A 26,138-nucleotide genomic window follows, 5' to 3' on the forward strand; every position below is an offset into this window, starting at 1 on the left:
ATGACCGAGAGCAACCGTCGCGACATCAGTTGGATCTTCGTTCTGCTGGCAGCCTATTTCGTGCTCCAGGTCGGCGTGCGGCTCGCAACCTCGCATTCGCTCGATCTCGACGAGGCCGAACAGGCCTTCCGATCGCAATGGCTTGCCGCCGGCTACGGCCCGCAGCCGCCGTTCTACAACTGGTTGCAATACACCGTCTTCCAGTTTGCCGGCGTCTCGCTGACCGCGCTTTCGGTGGTGAAGAACTTGCTGCTGTTCATCTCCTATCTGCTGTACGGCCTGACCGCGCGGCTTGTCCTGCGCGACAAGGCGCTGGTGGCGATCGCCACGCTCGGGCTGCTGACGATCCCGCAGATGGCTTTCGAGATGCAGCGCGACCTGACTCACACGGTCGCGGTGTTCTTCTCGGCCAGCATCTTCTTTTACGGTTTCATTCGCAGCCTGAAGCAGCCGAGCCTTGCCTCCTACCTGATATCAGGCATCGGCATTGGTTTCGGACTGCTTGCCAAATACAATTTCGCGATCCTGCCGGCGGCAGCCTTGATTGCCGCGCTGGCCGATGCGCGCCTGCGGCCGCGGATCTTCGACTGGCGGCTGGTGCTGACGGCGGCGGTGGCGCTCGTCATCACCCTGCCGCATCTCTTCTGGCTGAAGGACAATCTCGATTTCGCCACCGCACGCACGCTGGAGAAGATGACTGCGAGCGGCGATGCGAGCTATCTTAAGCAGGTGTCCATGGGCGTCAGTTCGCTCGCCCTCGCCACCATCAGCTTTGCCGCATTGACCGTGGCGGTGTTCGCGATCGTTTTCGGCAAGAGCCTTCGTCCGGCGCTCGCCTCCGGCTCGGAATGGACGCGGCTTCTCGAGCGGATGATGCTCGTCTTCTTGGCCGGCATTCTGCTTCTGATCGTCTTCGGCGGCGCGGCCGGCATCAAGGATCGCTGGCTGGTGCCGATGCTCTTCATCCTGCCGCTCTATTTCTGCCTGAAGATCGAGGCCGCAGGCGTCACAACAGACAGAGCGTTCCGGCGTTTTATACCCATCCTCGCCGTCATCATGATCGGCGTACCGGCGGCCCTTTACGGGAGCGTTGCGACTGCGCGCTTTACCGGTCATTACGAGCGGCTGAACAGGCCCTATGCCGGCATGCTGGAAACATTGCGCAAACAGGCCGAACCGGCGGCGATCCTTGCCGACGACAGCCTGCTTGCCGGTAATCTCAGGCAGGATATTCCCGGTGTGCCGATCCTCTCTGTGGACTATCCCGGCTTCAACCCGGATCTTACCGGCCGGCGACCGCTTCTCCTGGTGTGGCTCCTCCCGCAGAAGGGCGGAAGCGAAACACTTCCCCCGGCCATGGCTCAATGGCTACAGGCCAATCTCGGCGTGTCCGCACCGCAGGCGTCGGTGATCGACGTGCCCTATGTCTATGGGCGCGGCGACGACAGCTATCGTTTCGGCTATGCCTGGGTCAATCAGCCGGGCTGAGCGCAATCAGGATTTCAGCTCCTTCCAGGCCAAATCCAGCGCCAGCCTGGTAATCCTCGCCATCTCGTCCACCTCGGCGTGGCTGATGACGAGAGGCGGCGAGGCGAGCATGCGGTCGCCGGTGGCGCGCAGCACCAGACCGTTCGCCAGCGCGTGATTGCGCATCAGCGCACCGACCTGATCGGGCTTGGCATAACGGGTACGCGTGCTCTTCTCGGCGGCAAGCTGCAGGCCGCCCATCAGGCCGATGCTGACGGCTTCGCCGACCAGATTATGGTCTGCCAGCGCTGCCCAGACCCTGGCGAAATAGGGGCCGATATCGTCGCGCACGCGTTCGACCAGTCTTTCCTCCTCGATGATGCGCAGGTTTTCGAGGGCTGCGGCAGCGCAGACCGGGTGGCCGGAATAGGTGAAGCCATGGTTGAAGTCGCCGACCTCGTTGATCAGCACATCGGCGATGCGGTCGCTGACGAGCACGCCGCCGATCGGCAGATAGCCGGAGGAAAGCCCCTTGGCGATCGGCGCCAGATCGGGTTCGACACCGAAATACTGGTGGCCGAACCAGGCGCCCAGTCGGCCGAAACCGCAGATCACCTCGTCGGTCACCAGCAGGATGTTGCGCGCCTTGCAGATGCGGTCGATCTCCGGCCAGTAGGTCTCGGGCGGGATGATGACGCCGGCAGCGCCTTGCACCGGCTCGGCGACGAAGGCGGCGACATTCTCCTCGCCCAGTTCGTCGATCTTCGCTTCGAGCTCGCGGGCAACCTTGAGACCGAATTCGGCGGGTGAGAGATCGCCGCCCTCGCCGTACCAATAGGGCTGGCCGATATGGACGATGCCCGGGATCGGCAGGTCGCCCTGTTCGTGCATGTATTTCATGCCGCCGAGGCTGGCACCGGCGACGGTCGAGCCGTGATAACCGTTCTTCCTTGATATGACGATCTTCTTCGACGGCTTGCCGACGGCGCTCCAGTAGACGCGGGCCATGCGGAACCAGGTGTCGTTCGCCTCCGAACCGGAGCCGGTGAAAAAGATATGGTTGAAACGCTCGCCGGCATGCGAGGTGACCTTCTGCGCAAGCAGCGTCGCCGGCGTCGAGGTCGTGCCGAAGAAGGTGTTGTAATAGGGCAGCTCATTCATCTGCCTGGTGGCGGCATCGGCAATCTCGCGGCGGCCATAGCCGATATTGACGCACCAGAGGCCGGCGAAGCCATCGAGATATTTCCTGCCGTGATTGTCGAAGATGTAGACGCCCTCGCCGCGCTGGATGATACGCGCGCCCTCGGCATTCAGCTTCTTCATGTCGGCGAAGGGGTGCAGGTGGTGCGCGGCGTCGATCGCGGCAAGATTCGAGGGTGGGTAAGAATCGGGCATGATTGGTAAAGACCCTCGCGGATTGAAAGGCTGATGTCGATGGGATAGGAGCTTGGCCTTGTCCCGGGGGATTTTCAAGGTCATGGCAAGCGACAGGATGGACGGCAAGACGAAAGGCGACGACCCGCGTTTCGAGATCCTGATCGTCGGCATGAACGGCGACCTGCGCGGCAAGCAGCTTCCGGCCGGCGCCGAAGACAAGGTCTGGGCCGGTGACATCCGCCTGCCGACCTCGACGCAGTCGCTCGACATCTGGGGCGACGATAATGACGACATCACCGGCCTGTCGCTGACGATCGGCGATCCCGACGGCAAGGTCATCCCCGACTGGCGCAGCCTGGCGCCGATGCCCTGGGCGCCCGAGGGCTCGATGCAGGTGCTCGCCACCATGCACGAATTCGACGGCAGCCCGAGCTTCATGGATCCGCGCGCCATCCTCGCCTCGGTGGTCGAGCGCTATGCGGCGCGCGGGCTGACGCCCGTCGTCGCCACCGAGCTGGAATTTTACGTGATGTCGGGAGACTGGCGAGAGACCGGACGCCCCTGCCCGCCCGAAAGCCTCACCTATCGCGGCGAACCGAACGGTTTCCAGCTCTACGACATGAGCGCCGTCGACGCGCTCGACGACTACCTGAGGACTCTCAGGGCCTATGCGAGGGCGCAGGACCTGCCGGCGGATGCGACGACGGCGGAATTCGGTCCGGGCCAGTTCGAGGTCAACCTGCTGCACCGCGCGGATGCGCTGGCAGCCGCCGACGATTGCCTCTATCTCAAGCGCATCGCCGAACAGGCGGCGCGCCGCCACGGGCTGAAATCGACCTGCATGGCCAAGCCCTATTCCGAACATGCCGGCTCCGGCCTGCATGTGCATGCGAGCATCATCGACGGGCAAGGCCGCAACATTCTCGATGCCGAGGGCGGCGAGCCGAAGCTCATCAAATCTGTGATATCAGGCCTGCTCGATACCATGCGCGCGGCGCAGCTGATCTTCGCTCCCTTCGCCAATTCCTACCGCCGCTTCCAGCCGGGCTCGTTTGCGCCTGTCGATCTGACCTGGGGCAGCGGCCATCGCGGCACGGCGATCCGCATCCCCGACAAGGATGGTCCGGCCGCACGCATCGAACACCGCGTCGCCGGCGCCGACGCCAATCCCTATCTGCTGCTGGCGGCAATCCTCGGCGGCATGCTCGCCGGTCTCGATGGCGAGCTCGACCCCGGCGAGGAGACGACGCCCTCGCACATACCTGCGAATACGACGCGGCTGACGCATGATTTCCTCAGCGCCGTCGAGACCTTCCGCACCTCGCCGTTCATCGCCGATATTTTCGGCGCGCGTTATCAAGCGCTCTATGGCGACACCAAGCGCAAGGAAGCGCTTGCGCATCTGCGCACCGTCTCGGATTTCGACTACCGCACCTATCTGCCGCGGCTCTGAAATTAAGCGGGGGCCGACTTACGCAGCGGGCCGACTTACGCAGCGGGCTCGCGGCGTTCGTCCGCGTTCACCTGAGCGGCGAGCCCCTGCTTGACGAGAACCTTCAATTCGCCAGGATGCAGCCGGATCGAGACGTCGCGCTCGAGCGGCAGCAACTCGCCGTCCATGACGCAATTGGCCTTGAAGCGCAGTTTCGGGAAATGCAGTTGCACCTCGGCCGGGTGCATCACCATGACATCGGCATTCTCGCGGACCTTGCCGCGCAGCATGTCGATGGCGAGACGGGCGACACCGAGAGGCTTCAACGGATTTGCCGTGTAGAAGCCGAGTTCGCCGCTTCTCAAATTATCGGCGTAGAGCAGCGCGTTCTCGCCGAAGGGATTGTTGGAGACTGAAATCGCCGACACCCTGCGGCGCTCGCGCATGCCGATCGCCTCGAACTCGACCTCGAATTCCGGCGGGTTGAAGATGACGCCCAAGGCAGCCTTCGTGCTTGCCCGGATCTTGCCCAGCCGGGAACGATAGCTGTAGGCGTTGCGGTAGCGCACCATGCGGGCATGCAGGCCGGCGGAAAACTGGTGGATGAAGGGCCGGCCGTTGGCGCTGGCGATATCGACATTGTCGACCTCACCGGAGGCAAGCACATCGAGCGCCTGCCAGATATCGAGTGGCACACGCAGCGAGCGGGCAAAGAGGTTCATGGTGCCGGCGGGCACGACGCCGAGCGCAATTCCGTTTTTCCAGGCAATCGATGCCGCCGCCGAAATGGTGCCGTCGCCACCGCCGGCGACGATACCGTCGATATCGTCGCGCTTGGCCGCCCGCTCCATGGCGGGAACGATTTCCTTTCCTGAGAAGACGATGGCGTCGAAATCGTGCCCCGCTTCGCGGAAGGCCGCCTCTGCCCTCTTTTCGTAGGCCAGCATGTCGGTGGTCTTAAAGGTCCCGCCGTCGCGATTGAAAAAGCCTATAAGCTTCATAAGAGCTCCCGTCCCTGGCGCGGAAATGCTCCTGCCTTGCCCCTGAGATGGTTGCAATATCGGCGATTTCAAGCGCAGCCTTCTTTCCTGACAAAGGGCAGAAATGCAAAAATTGCAATAGACGTATGCACATAGCAGGACGCTGCACTGCAAAAAATGCACTCGACGGCAGCCGCGAGCTCACGGATAGATGGGTCTACCGGAGACATCATCTCCACCTCCCGCCATTTCCACCGATCGGCTTGCGGCCGCGCCTGCGCCAGGGGCCATTGCCAAGCAGAAACCGCCTCGAGGAGCTCTCGTGAGTGAGATTGCCGCCAATATTTCAGTCGATAGCCGGAACTCCATTGATCGCCAGGATGAAGCGCTGCCATCGGCAATGACCGTGGCGCTGGTCCAGCTGGCGCTCGCCTGCGGCGGCTTTGGCATCGGCACCGGCGAATTCGCAATCATGGGATTGCTGCCCAATGTCGCCGAGACCTTCTCGGTCACCACGCCGCAAGCCGGCTACGTCATCAGCGCCTATGCGCTCGGCGTCGTCGTCGGCGCGCCCGTCATTGCCGTGCTTGCCGCGAAGATGGCGCGCCGCACGCTGCTTTTGATGCTGATGCTGATCTTCGCCGCCGGCAATATATCAAGCGCCATGGCGCCAACCTTCGAAAGTTTCACGTTGCTGCGCTTCGTCAGCGGCCTGCCGCACGGCGCCTATTTCGGCGTCGCGGCCCTTGTCGCCGCCTCGATGGTGCCGGCGCATCGCCGCGCCCGTGCCGTTGGCCGCGTCATGCTCGGCCTGACCGTCGCGACACTTCTCGGCACGCCGTTGACGACCTTCTTCGGCCAGTCGCTCGACTGGCAGGTGGCGTTTTTCTCGGTCGGCGTGCTCGGCCTGCTGACGGTGGCGCTCATCTGGTTCTACGTTCCGAAGGACCGGGTTTCCGCGGAAGCGGGCTTCCTGCGCGAACTCGGCGCCTTCCGCCGGCCGCAGGTGTGGCTGACGCTCGGCATCGCCGCCGTCGGTTACGGCGGCATGTTCGCAATGTTCAGCTATATCGCCTCGACGACGACTGAGGTGGCGATGCTGCCGGAAACGGCGGTCCCGATCATGCTGGTCCTCTTCGGCGTCGGCATGAATGCGGGCAATTTCATCGGCTCGTGGCTCGCCGACAAATCGCTGCTCGGCACGATCGGCGGGTCGCTCATCTATAATATCGTCGTGCTCACCACCTTCTCGCTGACCGCCGCCAATCCCTATTTGCTCGGTCTCTCCGTCTTCCTCGTCGGCTGCGGTTTTGCCGCCGGCCCGGCGCTGCAGACGCGGCTGATGGATGTTGCCGCCGACGCGCAGACGCTTGCGGCCGCGTCCAACCATTCCGCCTTCAACATCGCCAATGCGATCGGCGCCTGGCTCGGCGGCCTCGTCATCGCCGGAGGTTACGGTTTTGCGGCAACCGGTTATGTCGGCGCGGCGCTGTCCTTCCTCGGCCTCTTCGTCTTTGCGGCCTCGCTACGCCTCGAGCGCCGCGACCGGAGCGCGCAGGCCGTCTGAGGCCAGGCGCAGCTCGCGGCCTTCCGGGCTGCAGAAGACATAAGCGTCACCCCAGGCGGCCAATGCCTGGATCACGGGCTTCAGCGTCATGCCGAGCGGCGTCATTGCATATTCGACCCTCGGCGGCACGACCGGATAGACGGTACGTGACACCAGGCCGGATTCTTCCAGTTCACGCAGCTGCTTGGTCAGCATGCGTTGGGTCACAGCCGGCAGCTTACGCCGCAATTCGTTGAAGCGCAGAGTTCCTTGCATCAGATGAAAGAGGATCACGCCCTTCCACTTCCCGTCGAGGTAAGTCAGCGTCGCTTCGACCGGGCAGCCGGGAAAATTCTTGACGAGCTTGGCGCGCGGCAATGACATTTACAGTATCCTTTTGGGTACTACGTACAGAATTTGTGCATTCTTGCGTTGTCAGCACATAATGCGCATCTAGCTTCCGTGCAACGAACACAGGAGTTTCCCATGCGCGCCGTCGCCTATAAAACGCCCCAACCGATCTCCGCCGAAACCTCGCTGATCGATGTCGAGCTGCCGATGCCGGAGGCTGGGGGCCACGATCTGCTCGTCGAAATCAAAGCGGTTTCGGTCAATCCCGTCGACGTCAAGGTGCGCGCCCATTCCGCACCGCCCGCAGACGAGCTTAAGGTGCTCGGCTGGGATGCCGCCGGCGTCGTCAAGGCCATCGGCGCCGATGTCACCCTGTTCAAACCCGGCGACGAGGTGTTCTACTCCGGCGTCATCAGCCGCCCGGGCAGCAATGCCGAATTCCACCTCGTCGACGAACGCATCGTCGGCACCAAACCGAAGAGCCTCGACTTCGCTGCCGCGGCCGCCCTGCCGCTGACCTCGATTACGGCCTACGAGGCGCTGTTCGACCGGCTGAAGGTGCAGGACGCGGTTTCGGGAGCGGGACGCTCCATCCTGATCATCGGCGGCGCCGGCGGCGTCGGTTCGATCGCCATCCAGATCGCCCGGGCATTGACCGACTTGACGGTGATCGCAACGGCCTCGCGGCCGGAAACGCAGGACTGGGTGAAGGAACTCGGCGCACATCATATCGTCGACCATTCCAGGCCGATCGCGCCGCAGGTGGCAGCGCTTGGCATCGGCGCGCCGGGATTCATATTCTCGACCACCAATACCGACAGCCATATCGGCGACATCGTCGAAGCGATCGCGCCGCAGGGCCGCTTCGCATTGATCGACGATCCGAAGACGCTCGACATCGTGCCCTTCAAGCGCAAGGCCGTCTCCGTTCATTGGGAGCTGATGTTCACCCGCCCGCTCTACGGCACGCCTGACATGATCGAGCAGCATAAGCTGCTGAACAAGATTTCCGAGCTCATCGACGCTGGAAAGATCCGCACGACGCTTTCAGAGATCGTCGGGCCGATCAATGCGGTAAACCTCAAGACGGCGCATGCCATGGTCGAAAGCGGCAGGATGAAGGGCAAGGCTGTGCTCGCAGGATTCTGAGATCGCAGCCGGCAGGCCCGGTGTTTCCTGCAAGGTCATATAAACCATACCCGCCTGGAATGGCGCATCGCAGGGTGCGACATTCTGGCGTTAAGCATTTACCCCGCTTGACTTTTTCCGCGTTCGGGACCACCTAGCATTCACGTGGATGACACTCGTCAGGCACGGATTTCAACGGAGCCATCATAACGATGCCAAGCGACAGTAGCAGTCGATTGCCTTTGCCGTACGCGACCCTCGTGCGCTGACCGACTCCTGTCGGCTCGCCCGATCGGACGCTACGGCGGATCGACGGAAAGGCGAGCCTCAAATGAATATCAATCGCTTCCCTCTTCGGGCAGGCCATGCCGCCCGTGCCTTCATCAACAACAGCCGCGGCGCAACGATCGCCGAACGTGTCGAATCGTTGAACGTACTCAGCGTCCAGGACGCCGGGCGGGTGCTGACCGGCATGCCGCTTGACTATGCGGTCAACATCCTCGACCGGCCGGAGCTTCGCAACGCCGCACAGGTCCTCGCGCTGATCAGCGCCGAGGATGCTGCCCGGCTGCTGCACGGCATGTCGAACGACCGCGTCGCCGACGTGCTGCTCGAACTCGACGGCGAGACCCGCGCCCGGCTGTTCTCCAGCCTCGACGAACCGGTGCGCATCGCGATCCAGCACCTGATGGGCTATCCGCCGCGCACGGCCGGCGGCATCATGACGACGGAGTTCGTCAGCGTGCCTGACAGCTGGACCGTCGCCCGCACACTCGACCATGTGCGTCAGGTCGAACGCTCGCGCGAGACCGTCTACGCCATTTATGTGCTGGACGAGGTCAGCCATGCGCTGCTGCATGTGGTGACGCTGCGTCGCCTCATTACGGGCGAGCCGGACGCTTCGATCCTCTCGGTGGCACAGAAGGGCGCGCCGGTTTCGGCCGATCCGCTGATGAAGCAGGAGGATGTCGCCCGGCTGATCCGCAAACACGACCTGCTCGCCCTGCCCGTCACCGACGAACATGGGCAGATGCTCGGCATCGTCACCGTCGACGACGTGATCGACACGATGATATCGGACACGACGGAAGCGGCCCAGAGGTTCGGCGGCATGGAGGCCCTCGGCCAGCCCTACATGAAGATCAGCTTCGCCGGCATGATCCGCAAGCGTGCCGGCTGGCTCGCTGCGCTCTTCCTCGGCGAGATGCTGACGGCAAGCGCCATGCAGCATTTCGAAGGCGAGCTGGAAAAAGCCGTGGTGCTGACGCTGTTCATCCCGCTGATCATGAGCTCCGGGGGCAATTCTGGTTCGCAGGCAACCTCGCTGATCATCCGGGCGCTGGCGCTCGGCGAGCTGAAGCTTTCGGACTGGTGGAAGGTGCTTTTGCGCGAACTGCCGACGGGCGTCGTGCTCGGCGCGATCCTCGGCCTCGTCGGCTTCGTCCGCATCGTCTTCTGGCAGTCGGCCGGGCTCTACAATTACGGCCCGCACTGGCAGATGGTCGCCGTCACGGTGTTTGCTGCCCTGATCGGGATCGTCACCTTCGGCTCGATCTGCGGTTCGATGCTGCCCTTCGTGCTGCAGAAGCTCCGGCTCGATCCGGCCAGCGCGTCAGCCCCCTTCGTCGCCACGCTGGTCGATGTCACCGGGCTCGTCATCTACTTCTCGGTGGCGCTGCTTATCCTCAGCGGGACGCTGCTCTAACCCGCAAACATGCCCCGAGGGGAATCATTTCCCCTCGGGCAGCTTCAACGGCCCATGCGTCTTGATGCTGCGGATGGCGAAGTTCGAGCGGATGTCGCTGACATTCGGCAAGGTCAACAACGTTTCCGTCAGAAGCCGTTCGTAGGCGGCGAGATCCTCCACCACCACTTCGGCGAGGAAATCGGCCGTACCCGAAATCAGAAAGCAGGAGACGATCTCGGGGATGGCGAGCAGCGCCTTCTGCTGGGCCTCGGAATTTTCGCGGCTGTGCTGGACCACCTTGAATTCGACGAAGACGGTGAGGCCGAGACCGACCTCCTTGCGGTCGATATCCGCCGTGTAACCGCGGATGATGCCGGAGCGTTCGAGATTGCGGATGCGGCGCAGGCAGGGCGACGGCGAAAGGTTCACCTTCTCGGCGATCTCGACATTGGTGGCCCGCGCATCCTCCTGCAGGCACTTCAGGATGGCAATATCGAATTTATCGAGATTTGGCATTTTCGCGATCCCTGCTGGCATCAATTGGCAGAAGATTGCGCATAGCATGATTTTTGAGCCATAGATAGCAAGGACATGCCCTGACCTCTGGCGCTAGTCTTCTCTTCAACCGGAAAGGCTCCGGATGAAGGAAAGGACAGGACGATGACCACCATTGCTTTCACGAACGACAAGTCGCCGTCGCAGGTACTGGGTTATGCCGGCGGCACTATTACCGTGCTGATCTGGGCGACATGGTTTCTCGTCACCCGCCACAGCGCCGCAACGCCGCTCGGTTCGATCGATATCGGGCTGATCCGCTTCGGAATTCCGGCGCTGGTGCTTTCGCCTGTCTGGCTGAAGACGGGACTGCTGCCGAAGGCCCTGCCGCTTCACCTGCTGGCGATCATGGTGTCAGGTTCCGGCGCCATCTTCTTCCTGCTGACGACGCTGGCAATCCATTCCACGCCGGCCGCCTCCTCAGGCATATTGCTCGGCGGCTCCATGCCGCTTGCCGCGGCGCTGATCGGGATTGCCCTGTTTCGCGAGAGGCCTGACGGCACGCGCATCGCTGGGCTCGTCGCGATCGTCGCCGGCGTTCTGATCCTGCTCACGCGCAGCCTTGCGGACGCCTCGCTGCCATGGACCAGCTTCGTGCTGCTACCATCAGGCGCCATTCTCTGGGCAAGCTATACGCATGCCTTCCGCCGCTCCGGTCTGACCGCCGTACAGGCAAGCGCCCTGATCGCCGTCTGGTCTTTCCTGATCATGGGCGCGCTTGCCCTCGTCTTCGGCATCTCGCTGCCAGAGGCTACTCTCCAGGAGATCGGCCTGCAGGTGCTGAGCCAGGGCGTTCTTTCCGGCCTCGTCGCCATGGTCGCCTACGGCACCGCCGTCAGAACACTCGGCGGAACACAGGCTGCCGCCTTCACGGCGCTGACGCCGGTTCTCGCGACGCTTGGCGGCGGCTTGCTGCTTGGCGAAGCAATCGGTATGACGGAAATCAGCGCCGCCGTGATCACCGGCATCGGCGTGGCGCTGTCAACGGGTATCGCCACGCCGCGCCGCTGAACTCCAACACCAACAGCAGATCGAAAGCCGCCTGCAGCCGTCGCTGCGGCGGCCTTTTCATGAGAAGTGTCGTCTCTGTATTGCTTAAGCCTGGATGACGACGACCCTGGCGCCGACCTCGACGCGGCTATAGAGGTCGATCACGTCGTGGTTCATCATGCGGACACAGCCGCTCGACATGGCGAGACCAATCGATTGCGGCTGGTTGGTGCCATGAATGCGGAAATGCGTGTCGCCGCCGCCGCGGTAAAGATACATCGCCCGCGCACCGAGCGGGTTGTTCAGGCCGCCCGGCATGCCGCCGGCGAGCTTGCGATAGCGCTCTTCGCGGCGCTGCATATTTTCGGTGGGTGTCCAGCTCGGCCACTCGGCCTTGCGGCCGATGTAGGCGTTACCGGCAAAGGCCAGCCCCTCGCGGCCGACACCAACGCCATAACGCACCGCCCTGCCGCCGCCGAGGACGTAATAGGCGCGGCGCGCAGGTGTATCGACGATCACGGTGCCGGCAGCATGCGTGGTTTCGTAGGCCACTTCCTGGCGGCGGAGCTCCGGCTTGATCTTGTCGATCGGCACCTGCTTCAACGGGAATTTTTCGTCCGGAAGTGCGGCATAGTTTGTCTGGCTGTTCAGACCGGTCGAAGAGCAGCCGGCCACGAAAAGCGGCAGAGCGATCAGAAAGCCCCGGCGGGAGATCGTCATGAATGTGTCCTTAGTGCGTCAACTTGATGTCGCAAGCTAAGGAAATTATGGTTAACGAACGGCTAACAGCCTCCGGCAGAAGGCGATCACGAAGGCGTCAGGAGGCAAGAATTGTCGCGGTGGGGATAATCCGCCTCACATATTCGGATAGACCGGCCCCTCGCCGCCCTGCGGCGGCACCCAGTTGATGTTCTGGTTGGGATCCTTGATGTCGCAGGTCTTGCAGTGCACGCAGTTCTGGGCGTTGATGACGAAGACGTCCTTGCCGTCCTTCTCCACCCATTCATAGACGCCGGCCGGACAGTAACGCGTCGACGGGCCGGCATAGATGTCGTGTTCCGAACTCTTCTGCAGGTTCATGTCCTTGACCTGCAGATGCACCGGCTGGTCTTCCTCGTGATTGGTGTTCGACAGGAACACCGAGGACAGGCGATCGAAGGTCAAGACGCCATCGGGTTTCGGATAGGCGATCGGCTTGTGCTGTGAAGCAGGCTCCAGGCTCTCAGCATCGGACTTGCCATGTTTCAGCGTGCCGAAGACGGAAAAGCCGAACAGCGTGTTGGTCCACATGTCGAAGCCGCCGAGAGCTACGCCGAGTGCTGTGCCGAACTTCGACCACAGCGGCTTGACGTTGCGCACGCGCTTCAAATCCTTGCCGATGTCGCCCTGTCGCCATTCATTCTCGATCTCGGTCACTTCGTCATGGCTGCGGCCTGATACAATCGCGGCGGCGATCTTCTCGGCCGCCAGCATGCCCGACAGCACCGCATTGTGGCTGCCCTTGATGCGCGGCACGTTGACCAGACCGGCCGAACAGCCGATCAGCGCGCCGCCGGGGAAGGAAAGCTTCGGCACCGACTGGTAGCCGCCCTCGGTGATGGCACGCGCCCCATAGGACAGCCGCTTGCCGCCCTCGAAGGTGGTGCGGATCGCCGGATGCGTCTTGAAGCGCTGGAATTCCTCGAAGGGATAGAGATAGGGGTTCTTGTAATTGAGGTGGACGACGAAGCCGACGGCCACCAGATTGTCTTCCAGGTGATAGAGGAAGGAGCCGCCGCCGGTCTTCATGCCGAGCGGCCAGCCGAAGGAGTGCTGCACCAGGCCCGGCCGATGGTTTACCGGCTTGACCTGCCAGAGTTCCTTGATGCCGATGCCGAATTTTTGCGGCTCGCGGTCCTTTTGCAGATCGAACTTGGCAATCAGCTGCTTGGCGAGCGAGCCACGCACGCCCTCGCCGATCAGCACGTATTTGCCGAGCAGTTCCATTCCGCGGGTATAATTGGGCCCAGGCTCGCCGTTCTTCTCGATGCCCATATCGCCCGTCGCAACACCGATGACGGCGCCCTCGTCATTGTAGAGCACTTCGGTTGCGGCAAAGCCCGGATAGATCTCGACACCGAGTTCTTCGGCCTTGGTTGCCAGCCAGCGACAGACGAGCCCAAGCGAGACGATGTAGTTGCCGTGGTTGTTCATCAGGGGCGGCATCGCCATATTCGGCAGGCGAACAGAGCCGGCCGGACCGAGCAGCAGGAAGTGATCGGCGCTGACCTTGGTCTTGAACGGATGATCGGCCTCGTCGCGCCAGCCGGGCAGCAGCCGGTCGATGCCGATCGGATCGACCACGGCGCCCGAGAGGATATGCGCGCCGACTTCCGCGCCCTTCTCCAGCACGACGACGGAGAGTTCCGGATTGACCTGCTTCAGCCGGATCGCGGCTGCAAGACCGGCCGGACCGGCGCCCACGATCACAACGTCGAATTCCATGCTCTCGCGTTCGGGCAGCTCAGTCGTCTCGGTCATTCACTCGTCTCCGCTTGGCGGCACGCGGCCGTCATCCCGTCATGGCACTTTCTTGTCAAAACGAGAAAGCCTTGTCGAGCCGGGATACGACAGCCAATCTTCCAATTCGCACAATGATGACGTCTCGTGAGACAGAATTACATAACGTTTACGTCAACATCAAATATCAAACGTTGCCGGACCGGTCACATGCCCTTTCCTTTTCCGCCGCTTGCGCCTTATACATCGCTCAAAGCTATCGGAGAACAATCATGGATCTCGGCATCAAGGGCAAACGGGCACTCGTCCTCGCCTCCTCGCGTGGTCTCGGCCTCGGCATCGCCGTGGCGCTGGCGCGTGAGGGCGCAAACGTGCTGCTCTGCGGGCGCAGCGGCGAACAGCTGGAGGCCAATTGCAAGGCGATCAATGGCGAAGGCAACGGCCGGGCCGACTGGATCTGGGCCGATCTCGGGGACGAACGCTTCGTCGAGATGGTGACTACGGCGGTAAAGGAAAAGTTCGGCGGGCTCGATATCCTGGTCAACAATACCGGCGGGCCGACACCCGGCACGACGGAGGACATGACGGGCGAAAAGCTCGAAATCTATTTCCTCTCCATGGTCGCGCGCGTGATCACGCTCACCAATGCGCTGTTGCCCGGCATGAAGGCGCAGGGCTGGGGCCGCATCCTGACGGTTGCCTCATCCGGCGTGATCGAACCGATCGCCAATCTGGCGTTGTCGAATACGTTGCGCCCGGCCCTTGCCGGCTGGAGCAAGACGCTTGCCTCCGAAGTGGCGGGCTTCGGCGTCACCACCAACCTGCTCCTGCCGGGCAGTATCCTGACGGCGCGGCTCGACGATCTCGACGGGGCTGCGGCAAAGAGGACCGGCAAGAGCCTCGAGGAGATCCGCACCGACAAGGAAGCGCGCATTCCGGTCGGCCGCTACGGCAGGGTCGAGGAATTTGCCGCAACGGCTGCCTTCCTCTGCAGCCAGCCGGCAAGCTATATCACCGGCTCGCTCATCCGCTGCGACGGCGGCGCGGCACGATCCGTCTGAACATTCCCTCTCAGCCGACGCGGGCGGCCGCCGCCCATGTCGCCACACTTCGGATCATCTGTTCGACGTTAGCCGGATCGTCAGCAAGTTCGGCGAGCTCGGACAGACGATGGAAACCGGTCAGGATCGCAATGCGGCGGCGGTCGAGCCTGCGTCCAGTCAGCATTTCATAGGCCGATATGATGCGTGCGGTCAGATCGGGCGAGATGAAGTTCGAGTAGATGAACTCCTGGTGCAGCGGGCCGAAGCCTGAATCGGCGAAATCGTAAATGCCGTTCAGCCTCCTTTGCGCATGGTCGAAGGCCATGTTCCAGCCATGACCGTCGAAGAAGCCGTAGATGTTGCCGTAGGGATCGGGCGGCAAGGCTTCGAAATCGGAGATAATGGCCTGCGCAAAGCTCTTGATCTCAGGCGGCAGCAGCGGCAAAGCCTTGGTTCGTACCGTCTCGGGCGATTGCCATGGCTGGATAGCCCCGGCACCCGCCGACAGTATGCGATCGGCATCGAGCACATGCAGCTCGGCGTAAAAGCGCGCGAGATCTTCCGCGAGGTGCTGACGATCGCCTTCGCCAAGCGCATCGTAATCTTCGGCAATGAGATGTTCACCGTCGAGCTTGGCATGGCTGGAGAAGATCGGCGGCCCGTCGTGAATGCGCATGTCGGGAACCGCCATCGACAGCGACGGCCGAATGATATCGAGCAAGGCGGCTTCCTTCACAAGCGCTCTTTCCGCACTTGGATGGCGGGGGAACTTGAAGATCAGCGTGTCATCGACGTCGACGGCAAGCGAATCCCAGCCCTTCGCCGCCAGCTTGAAGACGGAGGCAGTGAGTTCAGGAAATATGCTCGTTATGAGAGAGCGAAACTCGCTGGCGTCCAACTCAGTCATGACGACCTGCCTTCTCTAGTTTTTCCGTGTTCTTCCCGCGCAATGGACGGCATACGGGTCGGCATCGTCGCCTGGCGAACCGCCTTCGCCGCCGCCGTCGAACGGCATCGGATTACACTGGCTCTATATTAGTATAGTTTGAATATTACGGAATATTCATTACAAAATTTTAAGCCGTTATAACCACTTAGTGATCGCGCGCCCGGAATTATGTCTTTTTTGCGCCGCAATATAAGCAGCTCAATCAGAGCATAAATTTTGCAACCTTGCTCAAGACCGGTTCTCGCCCATGAAGAAATTTTGGATCACCGTCAGCGTTATCGCAATTGCCGCCATCGGCGTCTGGCAATTCGGGAATCTGATCCCTTATGCCTCCCGCATTCCCTACCTCTCGCAGGTCATCAAACAGCCGGCCGGCGGCAATGGCGGCGGGCAGCAGGCACAGGCCGATCAGGGGCAGTCCAATCAGGGGCAGGATGGTGGCCAACATCAGGGCGGCGGGCGCAGACGGGGCGGCGGCGGCCCAACCGTCGTCAAGACCGTTGCAGCCGTGAAAACGACGCTGCCGATGGATGTGACGGCGACCGGCTGGGCCGATGCCGATGACAATACGACGATTGCCGCACAGGAACAGGGCCTGATCATCAGCATCGATGCGCAGGATGGGGCGACCGTGAAAGCCGGCGACCTGATCGCCAAGCTGGACGACCGGACGGCCAAGGCGACCGTCGACAAGGACAATGCGATGATCGTGCGCGACGCGGCAACCCTTTCGGAAGCCGAGACCGCATTGACGCGCGCGCAGGACCTCTTCAACCAGAAGGCCGGCACTCAGCAGAGCCTCGACCAGGCGGTCGCCGCCCGCGATACCGCTGCAGCCACTGTTGACGCCGACAAGGCTTCGCTTGCCTCCGATCAGATCTTGCTCGAGCACACCGACATCCGCGCTCCCTTCGACGGCCGGCTCGGAGATATTGTTGTCAGCAAGGGCGCTTTCCTCAGCGCCGGTGCGGCAATCGTCACCATCGCGAAATACGATCCGATCTATGTGAAATTCCACCTGCAGGAACGCTACCTGCGCGAGTTGAAGAGCGCTCTGGCAGGCGGTCCGGTCGAGGTCAGCACCGCCCCCAATTCCACCAAGGGGCAGGTGCGAAAGGGCGAAATCAGCTTCTACGACAACACGGTCGATACCGCCTCGGGCACGATCCTCGCCAAGGCGAAATTCGAGAATGCCTCCGGCGCGCTCTGGCCCGGCCAGTCGGTCAACATCGTCGTGCATTTCAACAATGACGAACAGCAGGTGGTGGTGCCGACGGTTGCCGTCAGCCCTGGTCCGGAGGGCTTCTTCGCCTTCGTCGCCAAGGACGGCAAATCGCATCTGACGCCCGTCACCATTGCCCGCGCAAATGGCGGCTTCACGGCTATAGAATCAGGTCTTCAGGCAGGCGATCACGTCGTCGTCGAGGGTCAGGGCCAGCTCAGCGACCAGCAGGCGATCAACGAGCAATTCGACGAAAAGGCGCTTGATGTCGCCTCTGCCGAAGAGCCTCGGCAACAGCAGCCCTCCGAGACGATCGCGGTGGGAGCTCAGCAATGATCCCGAATTTCTGTATCCAGCGCCCTGTCGCAACGACGCTGCTTGCGATCGGCGTCATTCTGGCCGGTCTTGCCGGTTATCAGCTCGTACCCGTCGCGGCCCTGCCGCAGGTCGACTTTCCCACCATCAACGTTTCGGCGCAGTTGAGCGGTGCCTCGCCGCAGACGATGGCGACCTCGGTTTCGACGCCGCTGATCAAGCAGTTCGAGACCATTCCCGGGATCACCGAAATCAGCGCCTCCAGTTCGCTCGGCAGCACCAGCATCGTGCTGCAGTTCGACCTCAGTCGTAATATCGATGCGGCCGCAGCCGACGTGCAGGCCGCGATTTCGCATGCCACCCGGCAACTGCCCGACAATCTGACGACGCCGCCGAGTTATCGCAAGACGAACCCGGCCGATGCGCCTGTCATGCTGCTCTCGGTGCAGAGCAACACCATGCCGCGCAGCAAACTTGACGACATCGCCGAGAACATCATCTCGCCGTCGCTTTCGACGCTTCCCGGCGTTGCCCAGGTCAGCGTCTACGGTGCGCAGACCTATGCCGTGCGCGTCGAGGTCGATCCCAACAAACTGCTGACCCGTGGCATCGGCATCGACACCGTCAACAAGGCGCTCGCTGCCGCCAACAGCCAGCAGCCTGTGGGAACGCTGCAGAACAATTCGCAGAGCATGACCATCACGGCGAACACGCAGAGCACCAGTGCCGAGCAATTCCGTTCGCTCGTCATTGCCAATCCGAACGGCGCGCCGATCCACCTTGGCGATATTGCCGACGTGCAGGACAGCGTCGAGAACCAGTATACCGGCAGCTGGTATGACGGCCAACGCGGCATCATCCTCGCTATCCAGCGCCAGCCGGATGCCAACACGGTCGATGTCGTCGATGCGATCAACGCCAAGCTGCCGCAGCTTCACGCCGAAATCCCGCCCTCGGTCAACACGGTCGTCATGAATGACGCAGCAAAGCCGATTCGCGATGCCATCTCCGATGTGAAGTTCACGCTGCTGCTGACGATCGGCCTCGTCGTTCTCGTCATCTACCTCTTTACCGGCCATGCGACCGCAACGATCATTCCCGGGCTTGCCGTTCCGCTGTCGCTGATCTCGACTTTCGGCATGATGTATGTGCTCGGCTACAGTATCGACAATATCTCGCTGCTCGGGCTGACGCTCGCGGTGGGGCTCGTGGTGGACGATGCGATCGTCATGCTCGAGAACATCCTGCGCCATGTCGAGGAAGGTATGCCGGTGCGGGAAGCAGCGATCAAGGGTGCGGGCGAAGTCAGCTACACCATCATTTCCATGTCGGTTTCGCTGATCGCGGTCTTCATCCCGATCCTGCTGATGGGCGGCGTTGTCGGCCGCGTGTTCAACGAATTCGGCATGGTGGTCGCCATCGCCATCATCTCCTCGGCAATCGTCTCGCTAACCGTGACGCCGATGCTCGCCTCCCGCCTGTCCAACCACCAGAGCCGCCCGCCGCTCATCATCCGCATCTTCGATGCCGGCTTCGAACGGACGCTGCGCGGCTATGACAGGGCTGTCGGCTGGTGCCTTCGCCACCGCCCCACGATCCTCGGCGTTTTCCTCGCCTCGGTCGCGCTGACGATCTATTTCTTCATGACGCTGCCGACGAGCTTCTTCCCACAGGAGGATATAGGCCGCCTGACGATCAGCACGCAGGCCCGGCAGGACATTTCCTATTCCGCGATGTCGGCGCTGCAGCAGCAGGCGGCAGCCGCCGTGAAAGCGAACCCGGCGGTCAACCACGTGATGTCGACGATCGGCGGCAATCCCAACAAGCCGCAGAACAACGGCTCTATGTTCGTCGAACTCAAGGACAAGAAGCAGCGTGTACCGCTTGACCAGACGTTGCGCGAACTGCGCACGGCGATCAACAAGATCCCCGGCTTGCAGGCCTTCGTGACGCCGAACCAGAGCCTGCGCTTCGGCGGCCGCCAGACTGCCAGCCAATATCAGTTGGTCGTGCAGGCACTGAACGCCGACCAGACCAACCTGTGGGCCGGCAAGATCCAGGCGGCGATGCGCAAGGATCGCCTCTTCACGGACGTGACCTCGGACGCGCAGAACAACGCCCTGCAGGCCAATATCGTCATCGATACCGAGCGGGCCTCCGCCTACGGTATCGACAACGACACGCTACGCACGACACTGCAGGAATCCTTCAGCGGATATGCGGCGGCGGAAATCCAGTCGACCGGCGACAGCTACGACGTCATCGTCGAATACGACACCAGCAAACCCTGGGACGACCAGAAGCTGTCGGAGATCCGCGTCGCCTCCTCCAATGGCAGCCTGGTGCCGCTGTCGAACTTCGCGCATGTCGAGCGCACGGTCGGCCCCGTGACAATCAACCAGACGGGCCAGTTGGTCTCGACCACCGTTTCCTTCAACCTGCCGGAAGGCGTATCGCTCAGCGACGCGACCGCGGCAATCGACCAGATCAAGACGGAAATGAGCATGCCGGCTGACGTCTTCACCTCCTATGGCGGTACAGCGCAGATCTTCGAGCAGTCTCAGGGCAATACGCCATACCTCATCCTGGCGGCGGTGCTGACCATCTATGTCGTGCTCGGCGTGCTCTATGAAAGCTTCATCCATCCGCTCACCATTCTCTCCGGCCTGCCTGCGGCGGCATTCGGTGCGCTGCTGGCGCTTGATATTATGGGCTTCGATCTGTCGATCATCGCCCTGATCGGCCTGCTGATGCTGATCGGCATCGTCAAGAAGAACGCGATCATGATGATCGACGTGGCGGTGGAGACCATGCGCACGACGGGCGAAAAGGCGACGGTGGCGATCCACGAGGCCTGCGTGCGACGATTCCGGCCGATCATGATGACGACCTTCTGCGCCCTGCTCGGCGCCCTGCCGATCGCGCTCGGCACCGGCGCAAGCTCGGAACTGCGCCAGCCGCTCGGCATTGCCGTCGTCGGCGGCCTGATCGTCTCGCAGATGCTGACGCTGTTCATCACCCCGGTCATCTTCGTCGAGATGGACCGCTTCGGCAATTTCCTCGGCCGCCTCATCGGCCACAAGAAGGTCGAGGAGCCGGAGGTGCAGGAGGCAAGGGCAATGGCTGCCGAGTGATGACGGCCCTCTGAGTTCGGCATTGCCGATTGACCCTTGCGGCGCACTTCTTCTTCCAACCGGGAGAAGAAGTGCGCCCGTGATCACATCAACTTCCGCTCCTCTTGAATGTGTCACGCCTCTGTGGCATCACCCGCCCTCCTTGATCCGGGCGTTCGCACGCCCTTGCGGAGCAACGCTCCGTCTCCAATAACAATCGGCATGAAGAGGTGCGGGCATGGCTCAGGCGCTGGGTTTCGACTTCGGCACGACGAATACGGTTCTCGCCATGGCGGATGGCGGGGCGACACGCTCGATGGCGTTCACGAGCACGGAGGGTACGGCAGACAGCATGCGCACGGCGCTTTCCTTCATGAAGGATGCCCAGCTCGGCGCTTCGGCGCTAAAGGTGGAAGCGGGCCATGCGGCGATCCGCCAATTCGTCGACAATCCCGGCGAATGTCGCTTCCTGCAGTCGATCAAGACCTTTGCCGCCAGCGCGCTGTTCCAGGGCACGCTGATCTTTGCCAAGCGGCATAATTTCGAAGATTTGATGGAGATCTTCGTGCGGCGCCTGCGCAACTATGCCGGCGACCACTGGCCTTCGGATGTCAGCCGCATCGTCACCGGCCGGCCGGTGCATTTTGCCGGCGCCAGCCCCGATCCGGCGCTGGCGACCGAGCGCTACAATGAAGCGCTGTCGCGCTTCGGCTTTCCCGAAATCCACTATGTCTACGAGCCGGTCGCCGCCGCCTTCTATTTCGCGCAGAACCTGAAGCAGGATGCCACCGTGCTGGTCGCCGATTTCGGCGGCGGCACCACCGACTATTCGCTGATCCGCTTCGAGACCGTCGCCGGCAAGCTGACGGCAACGCCGATCGGCCATTCCGGCGTCGGTGTCGCCGGCGACCATTTCGACTACAGGATGATCGACAACATCGTCGCGCCGCTGATCGGCAAGGGCAGCCATTTCAAAAGCTTCGACAAGATCCTTGAAGTGCCGTCCAACTACTATTCCAGCTTCGGCCGCTGGAACCAGCTGTCGATCTTCAAGACGACGCGCGAATTCGAGGATCTGAAGAAGCTGGTGCGCACCAGCCTGGAACCGGAAAAGCTCGAAATCTTCATCGACCTGATCGATCATGACGAGGGCTACCCGCTCTATCAGGCGGTGTCGGCGACGAAGATGGCGCTCTCGGCCTCCGAGGAAGCGGCTTTCGATTTCGCGCCGCTTGGCCGCAGCGGACATCGCAGCATCAAGCGCAGCGACTTCGAAGGCTGGATCGCCGATGATCTCGCCCGCATCGAAGGCGCGCTCGACGACGTGCTCGACAAGACCGAGACGAAACCATCGGAGATCGACAAGGTGTTCCTGACCGGCGGCACCTCCTTCGTGCCGGCGGTGCGCCGCATCTTTACCGAACGCTTCGAGCGCGACCGGATCGAAAGCGGCGGCGAGCTGCTGTCGATTGCCCATGGCCTGGCGCTGATCGGCGAACGCGACGACATCGCACAATGGACTGTGCTATAGAGCCGGCAAGGGCGGGCAATCGGTCGCCCGCCCTTTCAATGCCACTGTCACTCCGCTAAGCTTGCCCGCATGATCTCCGCCAACGACCTTTCCCCAGCCGAGCTCGCAGCGCTTCTGCATTTCCATGCGGATGCCGGCGTGGAATGGCTCTTGGAGGAAGAGGCGATCGACCGCTTCGCCGAGTTCGAGGCGATGAAGGCCGCCCGCCGCCCGGCGGCGGCACAGGCGCAGCAGCAACGTCCCGCCGCTGGGGAACGCTCTGCCCCAGGCCAGGCACAGCTGCGCCCGAATGCAGCGGCACGCCCAGCGCCTGCCGAACGCGCAGCGTCCGGCCCGCAACCGGCAATCCCGGATGGCGAGGCGGTGCAGCAGGCGCGCTTCGTCGCCGAAACCGCGCGATCGCTCGTCGAGCTCAAGACCGCGATCGAAGCCTTCAACGGCTGCAACCTCAAGCACAGCGCCCGCTCGACCATCTTTGCCAGCGGCGATGCCGAAAGCGGGATCATGGTGATCGGCTCGGCGCCGAGCGCCGAAGACGATCGCGAGGGCATGCCCTTCTCGGGAAAATCCGGCCAGCTGTTCGACAAGATGCTGGCGGCGATCGGGCTGACGCGCTCAGCCATTCTGTTGACGCAGGTCATCCCCTGGCGACCACCTGGCAATCGTGCGCCCTCGGCCGCGGAAATGGACATCTGCCGCCCCTTCATCGAGCGGCAGATCGCGCTTGCCGAACCGAAGGCGATCCTGCTGCTCGGCAATTTTTCGGCGCGTTTCTTCTTCGGCGAAAACGATACGATTCACGGGTTACGTGGCCGTTGGAAGGAGATTGCGGCTGCGGACTGTGTCATTCCTGCCATAGCCAGCCTGCATCCGCAGGATCTGTTAACCGCACCTGTAAACAAGCGGCTGGCCTGGAACGACCTGCTCGCCTTTCAAGCGAAGCTTAAGTCCCTCTCTTTGCTTAGAAATTAGCCAAAGTTGAATAATTTGTGAATCAACCTATGCGATTTTCGCATGGCTGCATCCCGCCGTGACGCATTGCGGAATCTATGCTGCATCGCAATATCAGCTGTGTCTTGGGAGGAATCACAGGAACCAAGGCCATGAACAAGCGTTTTCGTCCTATCCATAGCGGGTTTGAAACCCTTCGCCTCGCCGGCGACCAGGTTCGTTCCACTCAAGGCTACAGCCGTTTCGGCTTTGTCACGAACGAACAGATGATTGCCCGCGGCACCGGCATCAACAGCCGTACGGCGCGCCCGAACGCCATTTTTTCGGACTTCCAGCAATATTGAGCAGAGACTCAAAGTGTTGCAGCGTCCTTTGCGCGTCTGAAAAGACGCGCGGCGCTGCAAGCGCTTCGCCTGCCCTTTCGTGTCAAGAGTACCCCAACATGTCGACGATCCTGATATCGCTTCTGCGCAACATCGAAACATTCGAGCATATCCGCGTCGCGGTCTGCGCCGCGCGGGAATATGAGCGCGAGCTTTCGGTCAAGCCAGCCGATGCTGGCGCGCCTATTAGAGCAGACGCTACAGCCATCGTTCTCTGATCACACGGCCATTTCTTCGATCTGGGCCTTCGCCCATTCGAAGGCTTCGTCGACATAGGCGAACTTGACCGCCTGCCAGGCGCAATATTCCTCGACGAAATTCCGCGATATCCAAAGGTGCGTCTTGCGCGGCTCGTCATGCCAGCCGACGCAGCCGCGCTGCGCCGCCTTTGCCAGCACCCGCTGCAGATGGGTGCGCGACATCATGAAATCGGCTGCGAGCGCACGGGTTTCGACCCGGCCGATGGAAAACCTGTCCGGCTCGCTGCTGTCCATATCCATCCGGGCGATGAAATTGTCGACGACGAGGCCGCCAGCTTCCGTCCAGAGGAACAACGCCACCTGCTCCGGCGGCTCGCGCCAGGCGGCATCTTCCAGGCAATGGCGGGCAATGCGCGGCTGAACGAGCCGCATCAAGGATGGATTTGCCTGGAAAAATGCTGCCCTTTGACCGCCGTCGAGCAGGTCGAGCGCACCGAGATTGCCGAGAATCCAGGCAAACATCGCCTGATGGCTGACATCGGCCGGCTCGAAATGACGTGGCCGCCGCCGCTCGTCGCCGGGCGTGTGGGTTATGAAGCGGTAGGTAAAGAGCTCTTCGATGAAGGCGAGCACTGTGTTGCGGCTCGCCACCTTGTGCGCGGTGATGCGCCCGGTCAGCCGCACGGCGGTGAAACCCGATGTCGGGTCGCGCGGGTCATATTCCAGGTTGAGGGCATAGGCAGTCTGGGTCAGAAGCCAGCGCTGATGCGAGGCGAGCAATCGTGCCAATCGTGGGCCGGCATCGAACATGCCGCGCATCTGCCCGGCCAAAAAGCGAATGCTCATCAGGAAGGAAGAGTTCCCCACCAATTGCTCCGCTGTGAATGCCATTATGCTTTTCTCCACCCCCGCTCGCCGGCCAGCGTTCGGAGCAACGACACCGAGAGCTCCTCCGGCATCAGCGGCCATTCAGACATGCACAGCTTGGAATAAATGATACTCTCTCATGTTCAACAATCATATTCCACAGGCCGGCGGTATCCCAAGAATTCACCATTCTTTTCGCTCTTTGAGCGCAAGTTTCAAGCCGCCGCAATCCCCGCGTTAAAACCTTGATAAATATGCGCTTGCAGGCGTCAGGCTTGCGGCGTCGTGGCCTTGCGCGCCTCTCTCTGCTCGATGCCCAGCTGATGCTCGCGATAGATGATGAAGATGCCGGCGGCGACGACGATGACGGTGCCGATCAGCATGGTCACGCTCGGCACGTCGCCGAAGACGAAGTAGGCGACAATGCCGCCGAGCAGGATCGACGTATATTCGAACGGCGCGATGGTGGAAACGTCGGCATGGCGGTAACTTTCCGTCAGCAGGATCTGTGCGACACCGCCGCAAAAACCGGCGGCGATCAGATAGAGCGCCGTCGGCCATGCCAGGATGAGCCAGCCGAAGGGAAGAGAAGCCAGCGAGAAGACCGAGGCGGTGATCGAGAAATACAGCACGATCGTCGCCGTCTTCTCTTCCTCGACGAGGCGGCGCACCTGGATCATCGCCACGCCGCCGAGAACGGCCGAGAGCAACACGCAGAGCGCGCCGACGGCCTGTTCTGCTTCCATGCCGCCGTCGCGAAACAGCGTGAGTTTCGGCCAGGAAACGATGGCGACTCCGACGATGCCGACCAGGACGGCGCTCCAGCGATAGATGCGTACGGTCTCGCCGAGAAAAACGGCAGCGAAGATGACGGCGACGAGTGGCAACGCATAGCCGAGCGCAATCGCCTCGGGCAGCGGCAGATGCAGCAGGCCGTAGAAACCGAAAGCCATCGACATGATGCCAATCGTGCCGCGCTTCAGGTGACCGACTGGATTGGCCGTGTAGAAGGCGGCGCGCAGCTGCCTGTTATAGGCCAGATAGGCCATGATCGGGAAAAGCGCGAAGAACGACCTGCAGAAGGTGACCTGCCCCGGCGGGATGTCTGAGCCCGCCAGCTTGATGAAGGTCTGCATGGCCAGGAAGACCACGACCGACGAGACTTTCAGCGCAATGCCTCTCATCGGGTTTCTGAGAACCGAGTGCATGATCCTGGCTCTTAATACTGCTCAAGCGGAACGGGGGGACGCGTTCGACTCGGGAACGCAGCGGGTGACGTCTTCCATCGTAGCGAAAGAAAAAACCGATTGGCGAAAAAACCGCAAGCAACGTGAGAGAATCACAGAAACGCCGTCAGCGGCAGGCCCAACCGTGCTGCTTATGCGCCACCGCTCTGAAATTTCTCGTTTTGAGCCATTCACCCCGAAAATGTTCATCTCGCGGGGCTAGCTGTTAACCAATTGAAAACCATAGGCAAGCATCGTTTTTATCGCTGATCTCGAAATTTTCTTCACCACACAAACAATTGCCCGCTCCTTCCAGGATCATATTT

At 62.0% G+C, this 26,138-nt stretch carries 22 protein-coding genes; 13 read left to right on the plus strand and 9 right to left on the minus strand.

The window, feature by feature from the left end; translation table 11 throughout:
* A complete protein-coding gene (locus tag FFM53_RS05695) occupies nt 1-1,488 on the plus strand; it encodes an ArnT family glycosyltransferase (protein ID WP_138387683.1) in 1,488 nt (495 codons plus the stop codon).
* 6 nt (nt 1,489-1,494) lie between these two features.
* On the opposite strand, the gene FFM53_RS05700 is transcribed toward FFM53_RS05695, so the two are convergent.
* Entirely contained in the window at nt 1,495-2,862 is a 1,368-nt protein-coding gene (locus FFM53_RS05700; RefSeq protein WP_138387684.1) for an aspartate aminotransferase family protein, read from the minus strand.
* An 82-nt stretch (nt 2,863-2,944) separates the two neighbouring features.
* On the opposite strand from FFM53_RS05700, the gene FFM53_RS05705 reads away from it, so the two are divergent.
* The gene (locus tag FFM53_RS05705) at nt 2,945-4,297 is read left to right on the plus strand and encodes a glutamine synthetase family protein (RefSeq protein WP_138388016.1); all 1,353 of its coding nucleotides are present in this window, start codon (nt 2,945-2,947) and stop codon (nt 4,295-4,297) included.
* A gap of 35 nt (nt 4,298-4,332) precedes the next feature.
* On the opposite strand, the gene FFM53_RS05710 is transcribed toward FFM53_RS05705, so the two are convergent.
* Nucleotides 4,333-5,277: a diacylglycerol/lipid kinase family protein gene (locus tag FFM53_RS05710; RefSeq protein ID WP_138328442.1), complete on the minus strand. Its 945-nt coding sequence runs from the start codon at nt 5,275-5,277 to the stop codon at nt 4,333-4,335.
* Nucleotides 5,278-5,578: 301 nt separating this feature from the next.
* On the opposite strand from FFM53_RS05710, the gene FFM53_RS05715 reads away from it, so the two are divergent.
* Nucleotides 5,579-6,823 (plus strand): MFS transporter, encoded by a 1,245-nt coding sequence (locus FFM53_RS05715; RefSeq protein WP_138387685.1) that lies wholly within the window; start codon nt 5,579-5,581, stop codon nt 6,821-6,823.
* On the opposite strand, the gene FFM53_RS05720 is transcribed toward FFM53_RS05715, so the two are convergent.
* The gene (locus FFM53_RS05720; protein ID WP_138328444.1) at nt 6,782-7,186 is read right to left on the minus strand and encodes a winged helix-turn-helix transcriptional regulator; all 405 of its coding nucleotides are present in this window, start codon (nt 7,184-7,186) and stop codon (nt 6,782-6,784) included. The genes FFM53_RS05715 and FFM53_RS05720 overlap by 42 nt on opposite strands.
* A gap of 102 nt (nt 7,187-7,288) precedes the next feature.
* Between FFM53_RS05720 and FFM53_RS05725 the strand changes: the two genes are divergently transcribed.
* Nucleotides 7,289-8,302 carry a zinc-binding alcohol dehydrogenase family protein gene (locus FFM53_RS05725; protein ID WP_138328445.1) on the plus strand — a complete coding sequence of 338 codons (1,014 nt, stop codon included), beginning with the start codon at nt 7,289-7,291 and terminating at the stop codon, nt 8,300-8,302.
* Nucleotides 8,303-8,612: 310 nt separating this feature from the next.
* Entirely contained in the window at nt 8,613-9,986 is a 1,374-nt protein-coding gene (mgtE, locus tag FFM53_RS05730) for a magnesium transporter (RefSeq protein ID WP_138387686.1), read from the plus strand.
* A gap of 24 nt (nt 9,987-10,010) precedes the next feature.
* Here the strand turns inward: mgtE and FFM53_RS05735 are convergent, their stop codons facing one another.
* Nucleotides 10,011-10,532 carry an Lrp/AsnC family transcriptional regulator gene (locus FFM53_RS05735; protein WP_173883546.1) on the minus strand — a complete coding sequence of 174 codons (522 nt, stop codon included), beginning with the start codon at nt 10,530-10,532 and terminating at the stop codon, nt 10,011-10,013.
* 96 nt (nt 10,533-10,628) lie between these two features.
* Here FFM53_RS05735 and FFM53_RS05740 point away from each other — a divergent pair, with 96 nt between their 5' ends.
* Nucleotides 10,629-11,534: a DMT family transporter gene (locus FFM53_RS05740; RefSeq protein ID WP_138387687.1), complete on the plus strand. Its 906-nt coding sequence runs from the start codon at nt 10,629-10,631 to the stop codon at nt 11,532-11,534.
* A gap of 84 nt (nt 11,535-11,618) precedes the next feature.
* Here the strand turns inward: FFM53_RS05740 and FFM53_RS05745 are convergent, their stop codons facing one another.
* Together FFM53_RS05745 and FFM53_RS05750 are read right to left on the minus strand one after the other, a co-directional pair.
* A complete protein-coding gene (locus FFM53_RS05745; protein ID WP_138387688.1) occupies nt 11,619-12,233 on the minus strand; it encodes a L,D-transpeptidase in 615 nt (204 codons plus the stop codon).
* 135 nt (nt 12,234-12,368) lie between these two features.
* A complete protein-coding gene (locus FFM53_RS05750) occupies nt 12,369-14,033 on the minus strand; it encodes an electron transfer flavoprotein-ubiquinone oxidoreductase (protein ID WP_138387689.1) in 1,665 nt (554 codons plus the stop codon).
* Between the two features lie 251 nt (nt 14,034-14,284).
* Here FFM53_RS05750 and FFM53_RS05755 point away from each other — a divergent pair, with 251 nt between their 5' ends.
* Entirely contained in the window at nt 14,285-15,073 is a 789-nt protein-coding gene (locus tag FFM53_RS05755) for an SDR family oxidoreductase (RefSeq protein ID WP_138387690.1), read from the plus strand.
* A gap of 10 nt (nt 15,074-15,083) precedes the next feature.
* Here FFM53_RS05755 and FFM53_RS05760 read toward each other — a convergent pair whose 3' ends face one another.
* Entirely contained in the window at nt 15,084-15,962 is an 879-nt protein-coding gene (locus FFM53_RS05760) for a phosphotransferase family protein (RefSeq protein ID WP_138387691.1), read from the minus strand.
* A 289-nt stretch (nt 15,963-16,251) separates the two neighbouring features.
* Here FFM53_RS05760 and FFM53_RS05765 point away from each other — a divergent pair, with 289 nt between their 5' ends.
* The 6 genes from FFM53_RS05765 to FFM53_RS05790 all read left to right on the plus strand — a co-directional run bounded on the left by FFM53_RS05765 (nt 16,252) and on the right by FFM53_RS05790 (nt 23,737).
* Entirely contained in the window at nt 16,252-17,562 is a 1,311-nt protein-coding gene (locus tag FFM53_RS05765) for an efflux RND transporter periplasmic adaptor subunit (RefSeq protein WP_138387692.1), read from the plus strand.
* The gene (locus FFM53_RS05770) at nt 17,559-20,675 is read left to right on the plus strand and encodes an efflux RND transporter permease subunit (RefSeq protein ID WP_138387693.1); all 3,117 of its coding nucleotides are present in this window, start codon (nt 17,559-17,561) and stop codon (nt 20,673-20,675) included. The genes FFM53_RS05765 and FFM53_RS05770 overlap by 4 nt, the downstream gene beginning before the upstream one ends.
* A 217-nt stretch (nt 20,676-20,892) precedes the next feature.
* Complete coding sequence (locus FFM53_RS05775; RefSeq protein WP_138387694.1) at nt 20,893-22,185, plus strand: Hsp70 family protein; 1,293 nt, start codon at nt 20,893-20,895, stop codon at nt 22,183-22,185.
* 69 nt (nt 22,186-22,254) lie between these two features.
* On the plus strand, nt 22,255-23,157 hold the full coding sequence (locus FFM53_RS05780) for a uracil-DNA glycosylase (protein WP_138328455.1): 903 nt from the start codon (nt 22,255-22,257) through the stop codon (nt 23,155-23,157).
* A 131-nt stretch (nt 23,158-23,288) separates the two neighbouring features.
* A complete protein-coding gene (locus FFM53_RS05785; protein ID WP_138328456.1) occupies nt 23,289-23,480 on the plus strand; it encodes a hypothetical protein in 192 nt (63 codons plus the stop codon).
* A 98-nt stretch (nt 23,481-23,578) separates the two neighbouring features.
* Entirely contained in the window at nt 23,579-23,737 is a 159-nt protein-coding gene (locus FFM53_RS05790; RefSeq protein WP_171599378.1) for a hypothetical protein, read from the plus strand.
* Here the strand turns inward: FFM53_RS05790 and FFM53_RS05795 are convergent, their stop codons facing one another.
* Together FFM53_RS05795 and FFM53_RS05800 are read right to left on the minus strand one after the other, a co-directional pair.
* Nucleotides 23,738-24,610 carry a hypothetical protein gene (locus FFM53_RS05795; RefSeq protein WP_138387695.1) on the minus strand — a complete coding sequence of 291 codons (873 nt, stop codon included), beginning with the start codon at nt 24,608-24,610 and terminating at the stop codon, nt 23,738-23,740.
* 245 nt (nt 24,611-24,855) lie between these two features.
* Nucleotides 24,856-25,794 (minus strand): DMT family transporter, encoded by a 939-nt coding sequence (locus FFM53_RS05800; RefSeq protein ID WP_138328458.1) that lies wholly within the window; start codon nt 25,792-25,794, stop codon nt 24,856-24,858.
* Between the last annotated feature and the right edge of the window lie 344 nt (nt 25,795-26,138).

This window comes from Rhizobium indicum, from assembly GCF_005862305.2.
In the GTDB taxonomy this organism is placed as follows: Bacteria; Pseudomonadota; Alphaproteobacteria; order Rhizobiales; family Rhizobiaceae; genus Rhizobium; species Rhizobium indicum.